General features: G+C 66.8%; 13 protein-coding genes. 9 read left to right on the top strand and 4 right to left on the bottom strand.

The window, feature by feature from the left end; translation table 11 throughout:
• Positions 1-32 precede the first annotated feature (32 nt).
• The 5 genes from G578_RS0101150 (at position 33) to G578_RS0101130 (ending at position 5,084) form a co-directional block, all read left to right on the top strand.
• Positions 33-1,217 carry an ABC transporter substrate-binding protein gene (locus G578_RS0101150; protein WP_028792696.1) on the top strand — a complete coding sequence of 395 codons (1,185 nt, stop codon included), beginning with the start codon at positions 33-35 and terminating at the stop codon, positions 1,215-1,217.
• 74 nt (positions 1,218-1,291) lie between these two features.
• Positions 1,292-2,074: an ABC transporter ATP-binding protein gene (locus G578_RS0101145; protein WP_028792695.1), complete on the top strand. Its 783-nt coding sequence runs from the start codon at positions 1,292-1,294 to the stop codon at positions 2,072-2,074.
• The gene (locus G578_RS0101140; protein ID WP_028792694.1) at positions 2,071-2,775 is read left to right on the top strand and encodes an ABC transporter ATP-binding protein; all 705 of its coding nucleotides are present in this window, start codon (positions 2,071-2,073) and stop codon (positions 2,773-2,775) included. Before G578_RS0101145 ends, G578_RS0101140 begins: the two co-directional genes overlap by 4 nt.
• Before the next feature lie 3 nt (positions 2,776-2,778).
• A complete protein-coding gene (locus G578_RS0101135) occupies positions 2,779-3,789 on the top strand; it encodes a branched-chain amino acid ABC transporter permease (protein ID WP_028792693.1) in 1,011 nt (336 codons plus the stop codon).
• On the top strand, positions 3,786-5,084 hold the full coding sequence (locus G578_RS0101130; RefSeq protein ID WP_028792692.1) for a branched-chain amino acid ABC transporter permease: 1,299 nt from the start codon (positions 3,786-3,788) through the stop codon (positions 5,082-5,084). The genes G578_RS0101135 and G578_RS0101130 overlap by 4 nt, the downstream gene beginning before the upstream one ends.
• Here the strand turns inward: G578_RS0101130 and G578_RS24080 are convergent.
• A complete protein-coding gene (locus G578_RS24080; protein ID WP_051243496.1) occupies positions 5,068-5,724 on the bottom strand; it encodes a TetR/AcrR family transcriptional regulator in 657 nt (218 codons plus the stop codon). The two genes, G578_RS0101130 and G578_RS24080, sit on opposite strands and share 17 nt — an antisense overlap.
• A gap of 154 nt (positions 5,725-5,878) precedes the next feature.
• On the opposite strand from G578_RS24080, the gene G578_RS24075 reads away from it, so the two are divergent.
• The 4 genes from G578_RS24075 (at position 5,879) to G578_RS24060 (ending at position 12,846) form a co-directional block, all read left to right on the top strand.
• Entirely contained in the window at positions 5,879-7,060 is a 1,182-nt protein-coding gene (locus tag G578_RS24075) for an efflux RND transporter periplasmic adaptor subunit (protein ID WP_245565534.1), read from the top strand.
• Positions 7,061-7,082: 22 nt separating this feature from the next.
• Entirely contained in the window at positions 7,083-10,250 is a 3,168-nt protein-coding gene (locus tag G578_RS24070; RefSeq protein ID WP_084618597.1) for an efflux RND transporter permease subunit, read from the top strand.
• A 139-nt stretch (positions 10,251-10,389) separates the two neighbouring features.
• A complete protein-coding gene (locus G578_RS24065) occupies positions 10,390-11,433 on the top strand; it encodes a siderophore-interacting protein (protein ID WP_051243493.1) in 1,044 nt (347 codons plus the stop codon).
• Positions 11,434-11,517: 84 nt separating this feature from the next.
• Positions 11,518-12,846: a methyl-accepting chemotaxis protein gene (locus tag G578_RS24060; protein ID WP_051243489.1), complete on the top strand. Its 1,329-nt coding sequence runs from the start codon at positions 11,518-11,520 to the stop codon at positions 12,844-12,846.
• Between the two features lie 31 nt (positions 12,847-12,877).
• On the opposite strand, the gene G578_RS24055 is transcribed toward G578_RS24060, so the two are convergent.
• From G578_RS24055 to G578_RS0101090, 3 genes are all read right to left on the bottom strand, one after another.
• On the bottom strand, positions 12,878-13,288 hold the full coding sequence (locus G578_RS24055; protein ID WP_051243486.1) for a PAS domain-containing protein: 411 nt from the start codon (positions 13,286-13,288) through the stop codon (positions 12,878-12,880).
• A gap of 297 nt (positions 13,289-13,585) precedes the next feature.
• Positions 13,586-15,847 carry a xanthine dehydrogenase family protein molybdopterin-binding subunit gene (locus G578_RS0101095; protein WP_028792691.1) on the bottom strand — a complete coding sequence of 754 codons (2,262 nt, stop codon included), beginning with the start codon at positions 15,845-15,847 and terminating at the stop codon, positions 13,586-13,588.
• Complete coding sequence (locus G578_RS0101090; protein WP_028792690.1) at positions 15,844-16,326, bottom strand: (2Fe-2S)-binding protein; 483 nt, start codon at positions 16,324-16,326, stop codon at positions 15,844-15,846. Before G578_RS0101090 ends, G578_RS0101095 begins: the two co-directional genes overlap by 4 nt.
• Between the last annotated feature and the right edge of the window lie 3 nt (positions 16,327-16,329).

The raw sequence follows: 16,329 nt of genomic DNA, 5'->3' as shown, positions 1-16,329 counted from the left end.
AGAAACTTGGCATCCAACAAGGGGAAACGACCATGAAACGTTTGCTACCGTTGCTGTGTGCGGCGGTGTTCTCCACCGCAGCGCACGCTCAGGAAGAAGTCAAAGTCGGTATGCTTCAGGGCTTCACCGGCCCGACGGAGTCGCTGGTCAAGCCGATGGCGCTTGGCGGAGAGGCGGCGATCCAGGAGATTTCCGACAGCGGCCTGTTCCTGGGCGGCAAGAAGGTCGTCTCGGTGCGCGGTGACAGCACCTGCATCGACGCGTCGGCCGCCACGGCCGCGGCCGACCGGCTGATCACGTCGGAAGGTGTCGTCGGCATCGTCGGCGCGACCTGCTCGGGCGCGACCACCGCGGTCCTGAACAACATCGTGCGTCCGAACGGCATCGTCATGATCTCGCCGTCCGCGACCTCGCCGGCGCTGAGCACGATCGAGGATGACGGCCTGTTCTTCCGCACCGCCCCGTCCGACGCCCGCCAGGGCGAGATCATCGGCAAGATCCTGTCGTCCAAGGGGGTCAAGTCGGCGGCGCTGACCTACACCAACAACGACTACGGCAAGGGTCTCGCCGACGCCATTCAGGCGGCTTTCGAGAAGACCGGCGGCCAGATCACCGCCGTCGCCGCTCACGAGGACGGCAAGGCCGACTACTCGGCCGAAGTCGCCACCCTGGCCTCGGCCGGCGGTGAACTCCTGATCGTGGCCGGCTACCTCGACCAGGGCGGCAAGGGCATGATCCAGGCCGCGCTGGACACCGGCGCGTTCGACACGTTCCTGCTGCCGGACGGCATGGTCGGCGAGTCGCTGACCGAGAATTTCGGGGACGCCATCGACGGCTCGATCGGCACCAACCCGGGCACCGACAGCCCGGGCGCGAAGATGCTGGCCGAACTCGGCGGCAAGAAGGGCTTCAAGGGCGACGACCCGTACGTCCCGGAGGCCTATGACGCCGCCGCCGTCCTGCTGCTCGCCATGCAGTCCGCCGGCAGCACCGACAGCGCGGTCTACAAGGACCATGTCGAGAAGGTCGCCAACGCCCCGGGCGAGAAGATCTATCCGGGCGAGCTGGCCAAGGCCCTGAAGATCCTCGCCGATGGCGGTGACATCGACTATGTCGGCGGCACCGCGCTGGAGCTGATCGGCCCGGGCGAGTCCGCCGGCAGCTTCCGCGAGACCATCATCGAGGGCGGCGCCTGGAAGACGGTGTCTTACCACTGACCGCCTGGCGGTCGGCAACGACAAGGGGACGGTCGGGCTTCGGTCCGACCGTTCTCCGATTTCGGATTTGCTGAATGATCAGAGTTGAGAACGTCACCAAGAACTTTGGTGGCATCCGCGCGGTCGACGGGGTCTCGCTGGAGATCGCGCAGGGGTCGATTACCGGCCTGATCGGCCCGAACGGGGCCGGCAAGACCACGCTGTTCAACATCATCGCAGGGCATTTCCCGCCCTCGTCGGGGACGATCTTCCTCGACGGCGAGGACGTGACCGCGCTGGAGCCGCACGAGCTGTTCCACAAGGGCCTGCTGCGCACCTTCCAGATCGCCCACGAATTCTCCAGCCTGACCGTGCTGGAGAACCTGATGGTGGTGCCGGGCGAACAGCCGGGCGAGGAGTTGCGCCATACCTGGTTCAACTTCGCCAAGGTGCGCGAGGTCGAGAACCGGGTGCGCGAGCGCGCCCGCGAGGTGATCGAGTTCCTGGAGATCCCGCATCTGGAAAACGAACTCGCCGGCAACCTGTCCGGCGGCCAGAAGAAGCTGCTCGAACTCGGCCGCACCATGATGGTCGACGCTAAGATCGTGTTCCTGGACGAGGTCGGCGCCGGCGTGAACCGCACGCTGCTGCAGACGATCGCGCGCTCGATCCAGCGCCTGAACCAGGAGCGCGGCTACACCTTCTGTCTGATCGAGCACGACATGGATTTCATCGCCCGGCTCTGCGATCCGGTCATCGTCATGGCCGAGGGCCGGCTGCTGACCCAGGGGACGACCGACGAGGTCATGAACAACGAGGACGTCATCGAGGCCTATCTGGGCACCGGGCGCAAGCACAAGCGGGTGTCGGAGGCATGAGTTTCCTGGCTGCAACCGGCATGACCGGCGGATATGGCGGCGCCGATATCATCACCGACTGCGAGCTGCGGGTGGAACGCGGCGAGATCGCCGTGGTCGTCGGCCCGAACGGTGCCGGCAAGTCGACCGCGATGAAGGCGGTGTTCGGCATGCTGAACCTGCGCGAGGGCAGCGTGGTGTTCGACGGCACCGACATCACCGGCCTCGCACCCCAGGAGCGGGTGCGGGTCGGCATGGGCTTCGTGCCGCAGAACCGTAACGTCTTCGTCTCGCTGAGCGTGGAAGAGAACCTGGAGATGGGCGCGTTCATCCGCGACGACGACATCTCCCAATCCAAGGAACAGGTGTTCGAGCTGTTCCCGATCCTCGCCGAGAAACGCAACCAGCCGGCCGGCGAGCTGTCCGGCGGCCAGCGTCAGCAGGTCGCCGTCGGCCGGGCGCTGATGACCCAGCCGCGGCTGCTGATGCTGGACGAGCCGACCGCCGGCGTGTCGCCGATCGTCATGGACGAGCTGTTCGACCGCATCGTCGAGATCGCCAAGACCGGCATCGCCATCCTGATGGTCGAGCAGAACGCCCGGCAGGCGCTGGAGATCGCCGATCACGGCTTCGTCCTGGTCCAGGGCACCAATCGCTTCACCGATACCGGCGAGGCGCTACTGGCGAACGAGGAAGTCCGCCGCTCGTTCCTGGGGGGCTGAGAGATGGAGATCGCCAACGCCTTCGCGCTGCTCGCGAACTTCGTCATCGTCCCGGCCACCGCCTATGGCGCGCAGCTCGCGCTCGGCGCGCTCGGGGTGACGATCATCTTCGGCATCCTGCGCTTCGCCAACTTTTCCCACGGCGAGCTGATGTCCTTCGGCGCCATGGTGACCATCCTGGTGACCTGGCTGCTGCAGATGAACGGGATCGGCCTCGGCCCGCTGCCGACGGCGCTGCTGGCGTTGCCGGCGGGTATCCTGGCGACCGTCGCCATGGCGGTGCTGACCGACCGGTTCGTCTTCCGCTTCTACCGAAAGAAACGGGCGAACCCGATCGTCTTCGCCATCGTCTCGGTGGGCGTGATGTTCATGATGGCCGGCATCATCCGCATCGTGATCGGCCCCGACGACCACAGTTTCGCCGATGGCGAACGGTTCCTGATCAGCTACGGCGACTTCAAGAAACTGACCGGCTGGGACCAGGGGATCGCCATCAAGCAGACCCAGGTGGTGACCGTCGTCGTCACCCTGATCGTCGTCGCCTTCCTGTTCTGGTTCCTGCAGAAGACCCGCTCGGGCAAGGCGATGCGCGCCTATTCCGACGACGAGGATCTGGCCCTGCTGTCCGGCATCAACCCGGAGCGGGTGGTGCTGATCGCCTGGATCATCGCCGGGTCGCTGGCCTGCATCGCCGGCACGCTCTACGGCCTCGACAAGACCTACAAGCCGTTCATCTTCCTACAGATCCTGCTGCCGATCTTCGCCGCCACCATCCTCGGCGGCATCGGCCAGCCGGTGGGCGCGGTGCTCGGCGGCTTCATCGTCGCGTTCTCGGAAGTCACGGTGACCTATGCCTTCAAGCGGTTCCTGGCCTATCTCGGCCCGGACGGCTGGGCGCCGGACGGTTTGGTCCAGCTGTTGTCGACCGATTACAAGTTCGCGGTCTCCTTCGTCATCCTGGTGGTCGTGCTGCTGGTGCGACCGACCGGCATCATCCGGGGGAAAGTCATATGACCCGGCGCGTGGTCTTCCTGTACGGCCTCATGCTGCTGGTGCTGATCGGCGTCGGCTTCTTCCAGAGCTGGAACGTCGCCTTCGGCATCTTCAATCTGTGCCTGATCTCCGCTGTGATGGCGCTCGGCGTGAACATGCAGTGGGGCTATGCCGGGCTGTTCAATGTCGGGATCATGGGCTTCACCGCGCTCGGCGCGCTGACCGCCGTGCTGGTGTCCATGCCGCCGGTGCAGGAGGCCTGGGCCGTGGCCGGCGGCGATCTGGCGCTGTCGTTCCTGTGTCTCGTCGCCACGGTTGTCGGCATCGTCCTGGCCCGACGGATGGTGCCGCCGGCCTTCCGGATGCTGGTTACCGCGATCCTGGTGGTCGCCGGCTATTTCCTGATCGGAGTGTTCTTCCTGCCGGCGACCGACCGGATCGAGTCGATCGACCCGGCCCTGTCCGGCTATCTCGGCGGTCTCGGCATGCCGGTGCTGCTGGCCTGGCCGCTGGGCGGCGTGGTCGCGGCCGGGGCAGGGTGGTTGATCGGCAAGATCGCGCTGGGGCTGCGGGCCGATTATCTGGCCATCGCGACCCTCGGCATCTCCGAGATCATCATCGCCATCATCAAGTACGAGGAGTGGCTGTCGCGCGGCGTGAAGAACGTCACCGGCATCCCGCGCCCGGTGCCCTACGAGGTCGACCTGGTCGATACCCAGTGGTTCGTCGATCTCGCGACGTCCCTGGGGGCGACGGACATCAACGAGGCCTCCAGCCTGTTCGTCAAGTTCTGCTACGGGCTGCTGTTCATCGTCGTGCTCGCCATCGTCATGTGGCTGGCGGAGCGGGCGCTGAAATCGCCCTGGGGCCGGATGATGCGGGCGATCCGCGACAACCGCGACGCCGCCGAGGCCATGGGCAAGGACGTGAAGGCCCGCCATCTCCAGGTGTTCGTCCTGGGCTGCGCCACCTGCGGCATCGCCGGTGCCATGCTGGCGACCCTGGACGGCCAGCTCACCCCGACCAGCTACATCCCGCTGCGTTTCACCTTCCTGATCTGGGTGATGGTGATCCTGGGCGGCTCCGGCAACAACTGGGGCGCCGTGCTCGGCGGCTTCGTGATCTGGTTCCTGTGGGTCGAGGCCGAGCCGCTCGGTAACTGGTTCATGGCGACGGTCACCGCCCCGCTGCCGGACGATTCCGCCATCGGGGCGCACCTGATGATGGGGGCGGCCTATACCCGCTACCTGCTGATGGGGGCGATCCTGCTGCTGGTGATGCGGTTCGCGCCGAAGGGGCTTATCCCGGAGCGGTGAGGGGAACGGCGTCGATCGGCAGGTTCAGGGTCCGGGCGACGACGTAGCGGATCCACCGCCTGGTCTCGGGCGTGTCCGGATTGCGGGGCGGTCGGCCGCCGAGGGAGCCGATCAGCCAGTCGCCGTGAAGGGTGTCGAGGAACAGCTTCGCCGCGGCTTCCGGATCCTCGACCGGCGCCGCACTGCGGGCGGGCGACTCGGCGAGGTACCGGGCGAGGCGACGGTGCAGACGGTCCGGTCCGTTCTGCAGGAAGGCATCGATCACCTGGGGAAACCGGTCGCCCTCGGTCAGGAAGCTGCCGAAGATCCGGGTCGCCTCTGGCGTCCAGATATGGCCGACCAGATTAGACGCCAGGCGGGTCAGACTGACGGCCGGCTCCTCGCAGTCGTCGAGCATCTCCATCATCTGTTCGGCGAAGGCCGAGCAGTTTTCCCCGACCGCAGCCTTGATCAGCCCGTTCTTGTCGCCGAACGCGGAATAAATGGTGGCCCGGGAACCGCCGGCGCGGGCGATGATCTCGTCGAGGGTGATCGCCTCGATCCCGCTCTCCTTGACCAGCGACCAGGCGGCATCCACGAGGGCGCGCCGACGGATTTCTCCGCGCGTGGGCTTCTTGCCGTCTTCCTTGGAGCAGGACATCGACGGGGGATCCTCCTTCGTGCGGTGTCGGCCGCACATCTTTCTTGTTGTGCGATGCAATATGTACTAGATAGTACACAAATGATCCATGGCGCAATCCCGCATGCCGGGACCGCCGCCTACGGATGCGATTTCACGCACAAGGATTTCGACTGTGCCGAAGGTTTTCCTGACACGTCTCTGTGCCGTCCTGCTGGCGGCCGTCGCTCTCGTCGCCTGCGAGGAGGAGCAGCAGTCTTCCTCCGCGCCCGCGGCCCGTCCGCCGGCCCAGGTCGGCTTCACCACGGTGAAGGCCGAAACGGTCGATCTAACGGCCCGGTTGCCCGGCCGCGTCGTCGCCTTCCGCATGGCCGAGGTGCGGCCCCAGGTCGACGGGATCGTGACCAAGCGCCTGTTCGCGGAGGGGTCGACCGTCGAGGCCGGCCAACCGTTGTATCAGATCGATGCCGCCGTCTATGAGGCCGAGGTCAAGATGGCCGAGGCCGAGCTGGCGCGGGCGTCGGCGACCCTGAACTCGACCCGCACGAAGCTGCGTCGTTACGAGAGCCTGGTGAAGACCAACGCGGTCAGCCGCCAGGCCTATGACGACGTGGTCGCCGAGGAGCAGGAGAACCGGGCCAGCGTCGCTGCCGCGCAGGCGGCGCTCGACGCCGCCAAGATCAGTCTCGGCTACACCGAGGTGCTGGCACCGATCGGCGGCCAGATCGGCCGGTCCTCGATCACCGAGGGCGCGCTGGTCACCGCCGGGCAGGCGGAGCCGCTCGCCACAATCACCCAGCTCGACCCGATCAACGTGGACTTCACCCAGTCGAGTGCGGCGCTGCTGCGCCTGCGCCAGATGTTCCGGACCGGCGAGCGGGTGCTGGGCAGCAAGGAAGAGCTGCCGGTGACCCTGATCCTCGATGCCGTGGACCTGGAGTACGAGCAGCAGGGGACCATGCAGTTCTCAGAAGTGACCGTGGACGAGACCACGGGATCGGTGCGGCTGCGGGCCGTGTTCCCCAACCCGGACCGCGAGCTGCTGCCCGGCATGTTCGTCCACGGCATGGTCAATCAGGGCGTGGTCGAGCGCGGTTTCCTGGTGCCCCAGGCAGCCGTCAGCTTCAACGAAATGGGCGATCCCTACGTCTATGTCATCGGTGAGGACAGCACGGTCACCCAGGCCAAGGTCCATATCGTCGACGCCGCCGGCAAGGACTGGCTGATCGACAAGGGGCTGAACGACGGCCAGCGGGTCGTGGTCGACGGGCTGCAGCGCATCCGCCCCGGCGCCCAGGTCACTCCGGTGGAGGTTCAGAAGCCCACGCCGGCCGCCCAGAGCAAGGCGCAGAGCTGAACGCCGAACCGAGAGTCTTCAAATGGCTAGCTTCTTCATCGACCGCCCGGTCTTCGCCTGGGTCATCGCCATCGTGATCATGCTCGCGGGCGGGCTCTCGATCCTGCAATTGCCGATCGAGCAGTACCCGTCCGTCGCCCCTCCGACGGTGACGATCACGGCGACCTATCCCGGCGCCTCGGCGAGCACGCTCGAGAACTCGGTGACGCAGATCATCGAGCAGCAGATGACCGGTCTCGATCACCTGCGCTACATCAAGTCGACCAGCGACAGCAGCGGTACGGCGACGATCACGCTGACCTTCAATCCGGAAGCCGATCCGGACATCGCCCAGGTGCAGACCCAGAACAAGCTGCAGCTCGCCACCTCTCTCCTCCCGGAGAGCGTTGTCGAGCAGGGCATCCGGGTGGCGAAGAGCAGCGGCAGCTTCCTGATGGTGCTCGGCTTCGTCTCCGACCTCGACATGCCGCAGAGCGACATCGCGAATTACATCGCCGACAACGTCCGCGATCCGATCAGCCGCGTCGAAGGCGTGGGCTCCGTGCGCCTGTTCGGCTCCGAGCACGCCATGCGGATTTGGCTCGACCCGGCCAAGCTGCAGAGCTACGGCATCACCATTTCCGAGGTGCGCAGCGCCATCACCGCCCAGAACGCCGAGATCTCCGCCGGTCAGATCGGCGGCGCGCCGGCCGTTCCGGGACAGCAGATCAACGCCACCCTGATCGCCCAGACGCGGCTGGAGACACCGGAGGAATTCGGCAACATCCTGGTTCGGGTCAACACCGACGGCGCCCAGGTGCGCCTGAAGGATCTCGCCCGGGTGGAGATCGGTGCCGCCTCCTACGACACGGTCGCGCGCTATAACGGCCGGGCGGCGGTCGGCATGGGCCTCAACCTGGCCTCGGGGGCGAACGCCCTGGATACCGCCGATGGGGTGCGCGCCAAGATCCGCGAGCTGCAGCCGTTCTTCCCGGCCGGGCTCGAGGTCGTCTACCCCTACGACACCACGCCGTTCGTCCAGATCTCGATCGAGGAGGTGGTCTACACCCTGTTCGAGGCGATCGGGCTGGTCTTCGTGGTGATGTTCCTGTTCCTGCAGAACATCCGCGCCACCCTGATCCCGACGATCGCCGTGCCGGTCATTCTGCTCGGCACCTTCGGCGTGCTGGCGGCCTTCGGCTTCACCATCAACACCCTGACCATGTTCGGCATGGTGCTGGCCATCGGCCTGCTGGTGGACGATGCCATCGTCGTGGTGGAGAACGTCGAGCGCGTGATGCACGAGGACGGGCTCGGCCCGCGCGAGGCGACGAAGAAATCGATGTCGCAGATCACCGGCGCGCTGGTCGGCATCGCCATGGTTCTGTCGGCGGTGTTCGTGCCGATGGCGTTCTTCGGGGGCTCGACCGGCGCGATCTATCGCCAGTTCTCCATCACCATCGTGTCGTCGATGGTGCTGTCGGTGATCGTCGCCATCGTGCTGACGCCGGCCCTCTGCGCCTCGATGCTGCGGGCCAAGGACGGTCACGGCAGCAAGACCGGCCCGTTCGGCTGGTTCAACCGCGGCTTCGACTGGACCAACCGGTTCTACCAGAACAGCGTCGGCCATGTGGTCGGCCGCAAGTGGCGCTACGGACTGGTCTATCTGCTGATCGTCGGCGGGCTCGCCTTGCTGTTCCTGCGCCTGCCGACCTCGTTCCTGCCGAACGAGGACCAGGGCATCATGTTCTCGATGATCTCGCTGCCGGACAACGCCAGCCAGGAGCGGACCATCGAGGTGCTGGAAAAGGTCGAGAAGCACTTCCTGGAGGACGAGAAGCGCAACGTGAACGGCCTGTTCACCGTCGCCGGCTTCAGTTTCAGCGGGCGCGGCCAGAATGCGGGTATCGCCTTCATCAATCTGAAGCACTGGGACGAGCGTCCGGACCCGGTCGCCGACATCGTCGGCCGGGCCTATGGCGCCCTGTCCCAGGTGCGCGAGGCGCAGATCTTCGCCTTCACGCCGCCGGCCATCATCGAGCTGGGCAATGCCACCGGTTTCGAGTTCCAACTCGTCGACCGCGGCGGTGTCGGCCATGACGTGATGATGCAGGCCCGCGGAAAGCTCCTGGGCATGGCGGCACAGGAAGACACCGTCACCCAGGTGCGGCCGAACGGCTTCTCCGACACACCGCAGTTCCGGGTGGATGTCGACCACGAGAAGGCCAGCGCGCTCGGGCTGTCCATCGCCGACATCAACACCACGCTCTCGACCGCCTGGGGTGCCTCCTATGTGAACGACTACATGGAGGACGGTCGGGTCAAGAAGGTCTACCTGCAGGCCGACGCGCCCTTCCGTATGATGCCGGACGACCTAGACCGCTGGTATGTCCGCAACAGCTTCGGCGAGATGGTGCCGTTCTCGGCCTTCGCGACCTCGGAATGGACCTACGGGTCGCCCCGGCTCGAGCGCTTCAACGGCGCGTCCTCGGTCGAGATCCAGGGCCAGGCAGCGCCGGGTGTCAGCTCCGGCGTGGCCATGCAGACGATGCAGGAGATCGCTCAGAACCTGCCCGACGGTGTCGGATACGAGTGGTCCGGCCTGTCCTACGAGGAGCGGATGTCGGGCGATCAGGCGCCGATGCTCTACGCGATTTCTCTGCTCGTGGTGTTCCTCTGCCTGGCCGCCCTGTACGAGAGCTGGAGCATTCCGGTCTCGGTGATGCTGGTGGTGCCGCTCGGGGTGTTCGGTGCGGTGGCGGCGGCCCATCTCCGGGTGCTGCCGAACGACGTGTATTTCCAGGTCGGCCTGCTGACCACGGTGGGTCTGTCGGCGAAGAATGCCATCCTGATCGTGGAGTTCGCCCGCGAGCTGTACGACGACGGCATGGACCTGCTGGATGCGACGGTGGAGGCCGCGCGCCAGCGCTTCCGGCCGATCATCATGACCTCCATGGCCTTCACCCTCGGCGTGCTGCCGCTGGCGATCAGCACGGGTGCGGGTGCCGCGAGCCGTCAGGCGATCGGCACCAGCGTCATGGGCGGGATGATCTCGGCCACCGTGCTGGCGATCTTCTTCGTACCGCTGTTCTTCGTGCTGGTCATGCGGCTGTTCTCCAGGCGCCGTTCCGAGCCGCCGCAGTCGGACAGGCCGGACGAGACGCCGGGCGGCAGACCGGACGAAACACCCCAGCCGACACCGGCCGGCTGAGGCGGGGACCAAGACGGAAGGGCGCTCACCAGCCGGTGGGCGCCCTTTTTGTTGGGGTTTCGGTTGACTCCGTATTTATTAATGCGAATGAGTTGCATTATAAATAGAGCCGATCCAACCGACCCTCGGGAGCCGCGCCGTGACCGACCGCCTGCAAGCCGAACTGACCCTGTCCCTCGACGGGGCCGGGGCCTGGCTGGACAGCCAGGTGGCGCACCTGGCCCAGCACGATCTCCTGCCGGTCCTGCGCACGGCCGAGGCGGTGGAGTTCCGCAGCCCCTACGGCTCGTTCCACATCCGCGCCCGCGGCAAGGATCTGCGCGTCCGGGTCGAAAGCGGGGATGTCGGCGGGCTGGAGGTGCTGCAGGAGACCGTCTCCCACTATCTGACCGCCCATGATCCGGAACTGGCCGAGCGCATGGTCTGGCGCGGCCACGACCGCGAGGAGACGCTGCCGGCCAATTTCCGGGAGATGCAGGTGGTCGAGCGCCGGCCGGTCAGCCCCTGGATGATCCGCCTGACCCTGCGGGGCCGGGACATGGCCGCCTTCGCGGAGCGCGGACTGCATATCCGGCTTCTGGTGCCGCCGCGCGGCCGGGCGCCGGTCTGGCCGCGGCGTGCGCGGTCCGGGTCGGTGGCCCTTCCCGAGGGCGAGGATGCGCTCACCGTCCGGGTCTACACCATCCGGGCGATCCGGCCCGAAAGCGGCGAGATCGATGTGGATGTGGTCCGCCACGCCGGCGGAGCCGTCGCCGACTGGGCGGAAGACGTCGAGCCTGGTGCGCGGGTCGGCGTGATCGGCCCGGGCGGCGGCTATTTCCCAGAGAGCGACTGGCTGCTGATCGGCGGCGACGAGACCGCCCTGCCGGCCATCGCCCGCATCCTGGAGAACCGGCCGCAAGGGGCCCGGGGGCGCGCCGTGATCGGGCTGCGCCATGCCGACGCCCGTATGGACATCGCTAGTCCCGACGGCGTGGCCGTCGAGTGGGTGGTGGGTGACGAGGCGGCGCTGAGCGCGGCGATGACGGCGGTCAAGCTGCCGGTGTCGGGTGCGGCATCCGTCTGGTTCGCCGGCGAGGCGGAGGCGGCGCGTCGGCTGCGGACCATGTTCCGGGAGGAGCGAGGGCTGGCGGCCGGCCGGGTTTCCTGCGCGGGCTATTGGCGGCGCGGCGGTCCCGATTGACCCCATCGTCCTTAATGAATTTTAAACCGCTCTGCGCCAAGGTCGAAGCAGTCGTCTGATCCCAGGAAATTCGGAGCCCGGATTATGAGCGTTGCGGAAGCCAACGAGTCCCTGTCGACCGAGGATCTGATCGACGCAATGCTCGCCGGCAACCGGGACCTGGTGGCGCAACGGGGCGGGGAGATCGGCCAGAAGATCCTACGGCTCGCCGGCTCCGACACCGAGGCCGAAGGCCGGCTGGAGCGCTGGGTCGACATGTCGATCGCCGCCAGCGACGGCGTGCGCAAGACGTCGGAAATGATGAGTTCGCTGCGCGAGGTCGACAACCGCTCCCAGTCGATCGCCTCGGCGGTGGAGGAGTTGACGGTCACCGTGCAGACCATCAGCCACACCACCCAGAGCGCGACGGACGAGGCGACCGAGGCGGCCACGGTGTCCGACAGCGGCCGGGTCGCGGCGGGCCAGGCGGTCGACGCCATGGAGAGCGTGTTCGAGGTGGTTCAGTCCGCCGTGCAGAAGGTCGATGCGCTGGCCGAGGCCTCGGTCGCCATCGGCGACATCGTCTCCACCATCGAAAGCATCGCCAAGCAGACCAACCTGCTGGCCCTGAACGCCACCATCGAGGCCGCGCGGGCCGGCGACGCGGGCAAGGGGTTCGCGGTGGTCGCCAGCGAGGTCAAGACGCTCGCCAACCAGACCGCCAGCGCCACCGTCGACATCCGCGAGCGGATCTCCGGAATCCGCGGCGACATGGAGGAGATCGTCGGCGTGATGCGCTCCGGCGCGGAGCGGGTCGAGGAGGGGCGCGGTACGATCCAGACCGTGGGCCGGGAGATGGAGAACCTGGCCGAGCGCATCGGCTCGGTCACCCGCAGCATGGGTGAGGTCTCCCAGATCCTCGGCGAACAGCAGACCGCGACGGAGGAGATCTCCGAGGGGGTCACCGTCATCGCCGACATGAGCGCCCGCAACGTCTATATGATCGACAACACGATCGGCCTGCTCGAGAAAACCGGACCGACCATCGCCCAGGCGATCGACGGCTTCGTGAAGGCCGGCGTGCCGAACGCGACCATCCATGCCGCAAAGTCCGACCACATGATCTGGATGCGCCGCCTGGCGCAGATGCTGGTCGGCCGCGAGGTGCTGCGGGCCGACGAGTTGGCCGATCATCACAGCTGCCGCCTCGGCAAGTGGTACGACGCCCAGAAGGATCCGCGTCTGACCGGCCAGCCCGCCTGGAAGGCACTGATGGCGCCGCATCAGCGGGTGCATCGCTGCGGCATCGAGGCGGCCCAGGCCTTCGCCACCGGGGATCTCGACCGGGCGACCCACCTGGTCGGCGAGGCGGCCGACGCCTCCCACGAGGTCATGCGGTTGTTGAACGAGCTGTCGGACCACATGAAGGGGTAGGACGCCGGTACGGCCCTCGTCCGGCCGGTGGTCAGGGGTCGGAGAAATAGATCGCCGCCCCCAGGATCTTGATCACCGTGCCGGCGTCATCGACGAGCGGCATCATGAGGCTCTCGAAGCGCTTGTAGTCCTTATCGACCCAGTTCAGCTGGCCGTGCGTGCGCACCGGCACGCGCCGCTGATAGATCAGCTTGTAGACGTCGAGCACCGGATGGCCGGCGGGAAAGGTTTCCTCGACCCTGCGGCCTGTCGTGTCGCGGTCCAGGATATCGGTGATCCGGGTGCCGATCAGGGAATAGGTGAAAGTCTGGCCCTCATGGTCGACGCGGACCATGAACAGGTCGCCGAGATGCGGGCGCAGGTTCAGCGGATCGATCCGGCTCGCCTTCGGCAGGTCGCCGCCGTCTTTCAGGGATTCCCAGTGCTGCAGCAGGTCACGCAAAGTCGGATGGCAGACCGCGGCCGATAGATCGGCGTAAAACCAAGGCGGGACATCAAAACCCGACGTGGGCAGGGGATTTGAAGACATGGATTCCGCCGGTCTTTTTCTTATAATTCCCGTTCTACCATGGACGGAGTCTTAGGGCCATTGGGTCGGATCGCCGCGCCCTGTCGATCATCCAGCAGTCTTTGGAGAGCTGAAAAGGAAACGGCCGCCGGCTCGATGATGAGCGCGGCGGCCGGTCCTTCGGAACCGTGGCGTGCCGGTCAATGCCGGCACGCCCGATAGCGGTGTGGGTTACTCCGCGGCCTGCAGGCTGCTGTTGGCGTCGATCGCCGCCAGGACGTTCGGCGGCGACAGCGGCAGATCGTCGATCCAGATGCCGAGCGCGTCGTGCACGGCGTTGCGGACGGCGGCCGGGCCCGGTACCAGCGGCACCTCGCCGACGCCGCGCACACCCTGCGGGTGCTTCGGGTTCGGGATCTCGATGATGCCGCAATCGAGCATCGGCAGGTCGGAACAGACCGGCATCCGGTAGTCGAGGAAGCCCGGATTATCGACCTGACCCTTCTTGTTGTAGATGTACTCCTCGTTCAGCGCCCAACCGATCCCCTGGGCGACGCCGCCCTGGAGCTGGCCTTCCACGTAGCTCGGATGGATCGCCCGGCCGACATCCTGGAAGCAGGTGTAGCGGAGCACGCGCACGATCCCGAGATCGACATCCACCTCGACGTCGCAGACATGGGTGGCGAAGCCACCCTCGGCACCGACGGTGTTGCTCTGGCTGCCGGCGCCGATCGGGCCGCCGGTGGCGTTCGCCTTGGCGGCCAGCTCCTCCAGGGACATGGAGGGGAAGTTGGCGCTGTGCTCGCCCATCGGACGCGCTTCGCCGCCCTCCCAGACCACCTGGGACGGATCGATGCCCCAGATCTTGGCGGCCCGGCCCTTGAGCTGCTCGATCACCTGCTCAGTCGACTCGGTGACCACCATGGCCGAGGCGAACAGCACGCGGCTGCCGCCGGTGAGGTTGCTGTAGCCGATGGACGCGGTATCGCCGATCTGCACCGACACCTGGTCGTAGTTGATGCCCAGAAGCTCGGCGGTGATGTTGGCGATGGACGCCCGCGAGCCGCCGATATCCGGGTGGCCCGTGGTCACCACGACGTTGCCGTCCTCGGTGATGTTCACCTGGGCGCTCGACTCGCCGCCGGCATTGAACCAGTAGCCCGAGGCCACGCCCCGGCCCTGGAACTTGCCGGTGAGCGGCGTGTTGTAGTGCTCGCTCTTCAGCGCCGCCTCGACGGTTTCGGCATAGCCGATGCGCGGATAGGTCGGGCCGTGGGCCGCCTTGGTGCCTTCCTTGGCGGCGTTCTTCAGCCGCAGCTTCAGCGGATCCATGCCGAGCTCGACGGCCAACTCGTCCAGCACGCTTTCCACCGCGAAGGCGCCGATCGGGGCACCCGGGGCGCGGTAGGCGGCGACCTTGGAGCGGTTGGACACCACGTCGTAGCCGAAGGAATGCACGTTCTTGATGTCGTACGGCGCGAAGGCGCAGCCCGCCGCCCCGCGGATCGGCGAGCCCGGAAGGCAGCCGGCCTGCAGGTAGAAGGTGCCCTGGCCGGCGACGATGGTGCCGTCCTTCTTGGCGCCGATCTTGACCGTGCTCTTGGAGCCCGAGGTCGGGCCTGTGGCGCGCATGACCTCTTCGCGGGTCATGACCATCTTCACCGGACGGCCGGACTTCTTCGACAGGATGGTGGCGACCGGCTCCAGATAGACGATGGTCTTGCCGCCGAATCCGCCGCCGATCTCGGCCGGGATGGCCTTGATGTTGGATTGCGGGATGCCGGTGAGATAGGCGGTCATCGCCCGGACCATGAACTGGCCCTGGCTGGAGCTCCAGATCGTGGTTCGGTTGTCGGGGGCGACGCTGACCACGCAGGCATGGGTCTCGATATAGCCCTGGTGCACCGGCCTGGTGGTGAAGCTGCGCTCGATGACCACGTCGGCCTCGGCGAAGCCGGCATCGACGTCGCCAAGGGTGTGCTCCAGGGTGCCGGCGATGTTGGACGGCTTGCCGTCGAACTTCATGAAGTCGTGCAGGATCGGCGCGTCCTTGGCGATGGCATCGTCGATCTCGATGGCGAAGGGCAGGACGTCGTACTCGACCTCGATCAGCGCGCAGGCCTCGGCGGCGATCTCCTCGTTGATCGCGGCGACGGCGGCGATGGGATGGCCGTGGAACAGGACCTTTTCCTTGGCCAGCATGTTGCGGCTCATCCAGCGCATGTCCTGGATGCCGAGCGGCACCGGCGTGTCGACCGGGAAGTCGACGAAGTCGGCGGCGGTGGCCACCGCCTTCACGCCCGGCAGCGCCTCGGCCTTGGAGGTGTCGATCGACTTGATGGTCGCATGGGGATGCGGGCTGCGCAGCACCTTGGCCCAGATCATCCCGGGCATGGTGGCGTCGGCCGCATAGGCGGCGCGGCCGGTGACCTTGTCGGCTCCGTCGGGACGGACGGTGCGCTTACCGATCCATTTGTTGCTCTGGTCGTTCATCGGGCAGCCTCCCGCATGTCGGCGGCGGTCTCCATGACCGCGCGGACGATCTTGTCGTAGCCGGTGCACCGGCACAGGTTGCCGGCGAGCCAGAAACGGACTTCGGTTTCGGTCGGATTCGGGTTGCGCTCCAGCAGCGACTTGGCCGCCACCAGCATGCCCGGGGTGCAGATGCCGCACTGCAGGGCGGCGGATTCCAGGAACTTCTGCTGCAGCGGGTGCAGCTTGTCGGGCGCGGCCATGCCCTCGATCGTCTCGATCTCGTGCCCGTCGGCCTCGGCCGCGAGCATCAGGCAGGAGCAGACCAGCCGGCCGTCCAGGGTGATGCTGCAGGCGCCGCAGTCGCCCGTGCCGCAGCCTTCCTTGGATCCGGTGAGGCCGAGCGTGTCGCGCAGCGCGTCCAGCATGCTGTCCGCCGCGTCGCACAGGAACTCGGTCGGCTCGCCGTTGATGGTGGTGGAAACGTGAATCTTCGCCATTGG

This window comes from Thalassobaculum salexigens DSM 19539 (assembly GCF_000423805.1).
Taxonomy (GTDB): Bacteria; Pseudomonadota; Alphaproteobacteria; order Thalassobaculales; family Thalassobaculaceae; genus Thalassobaculum; species Thalassobaculum litoreum.
Note: the sequence above shows the minus strand (reverse complement) of the source record. Positions and strands in the feature narration are given on the sequence as shown.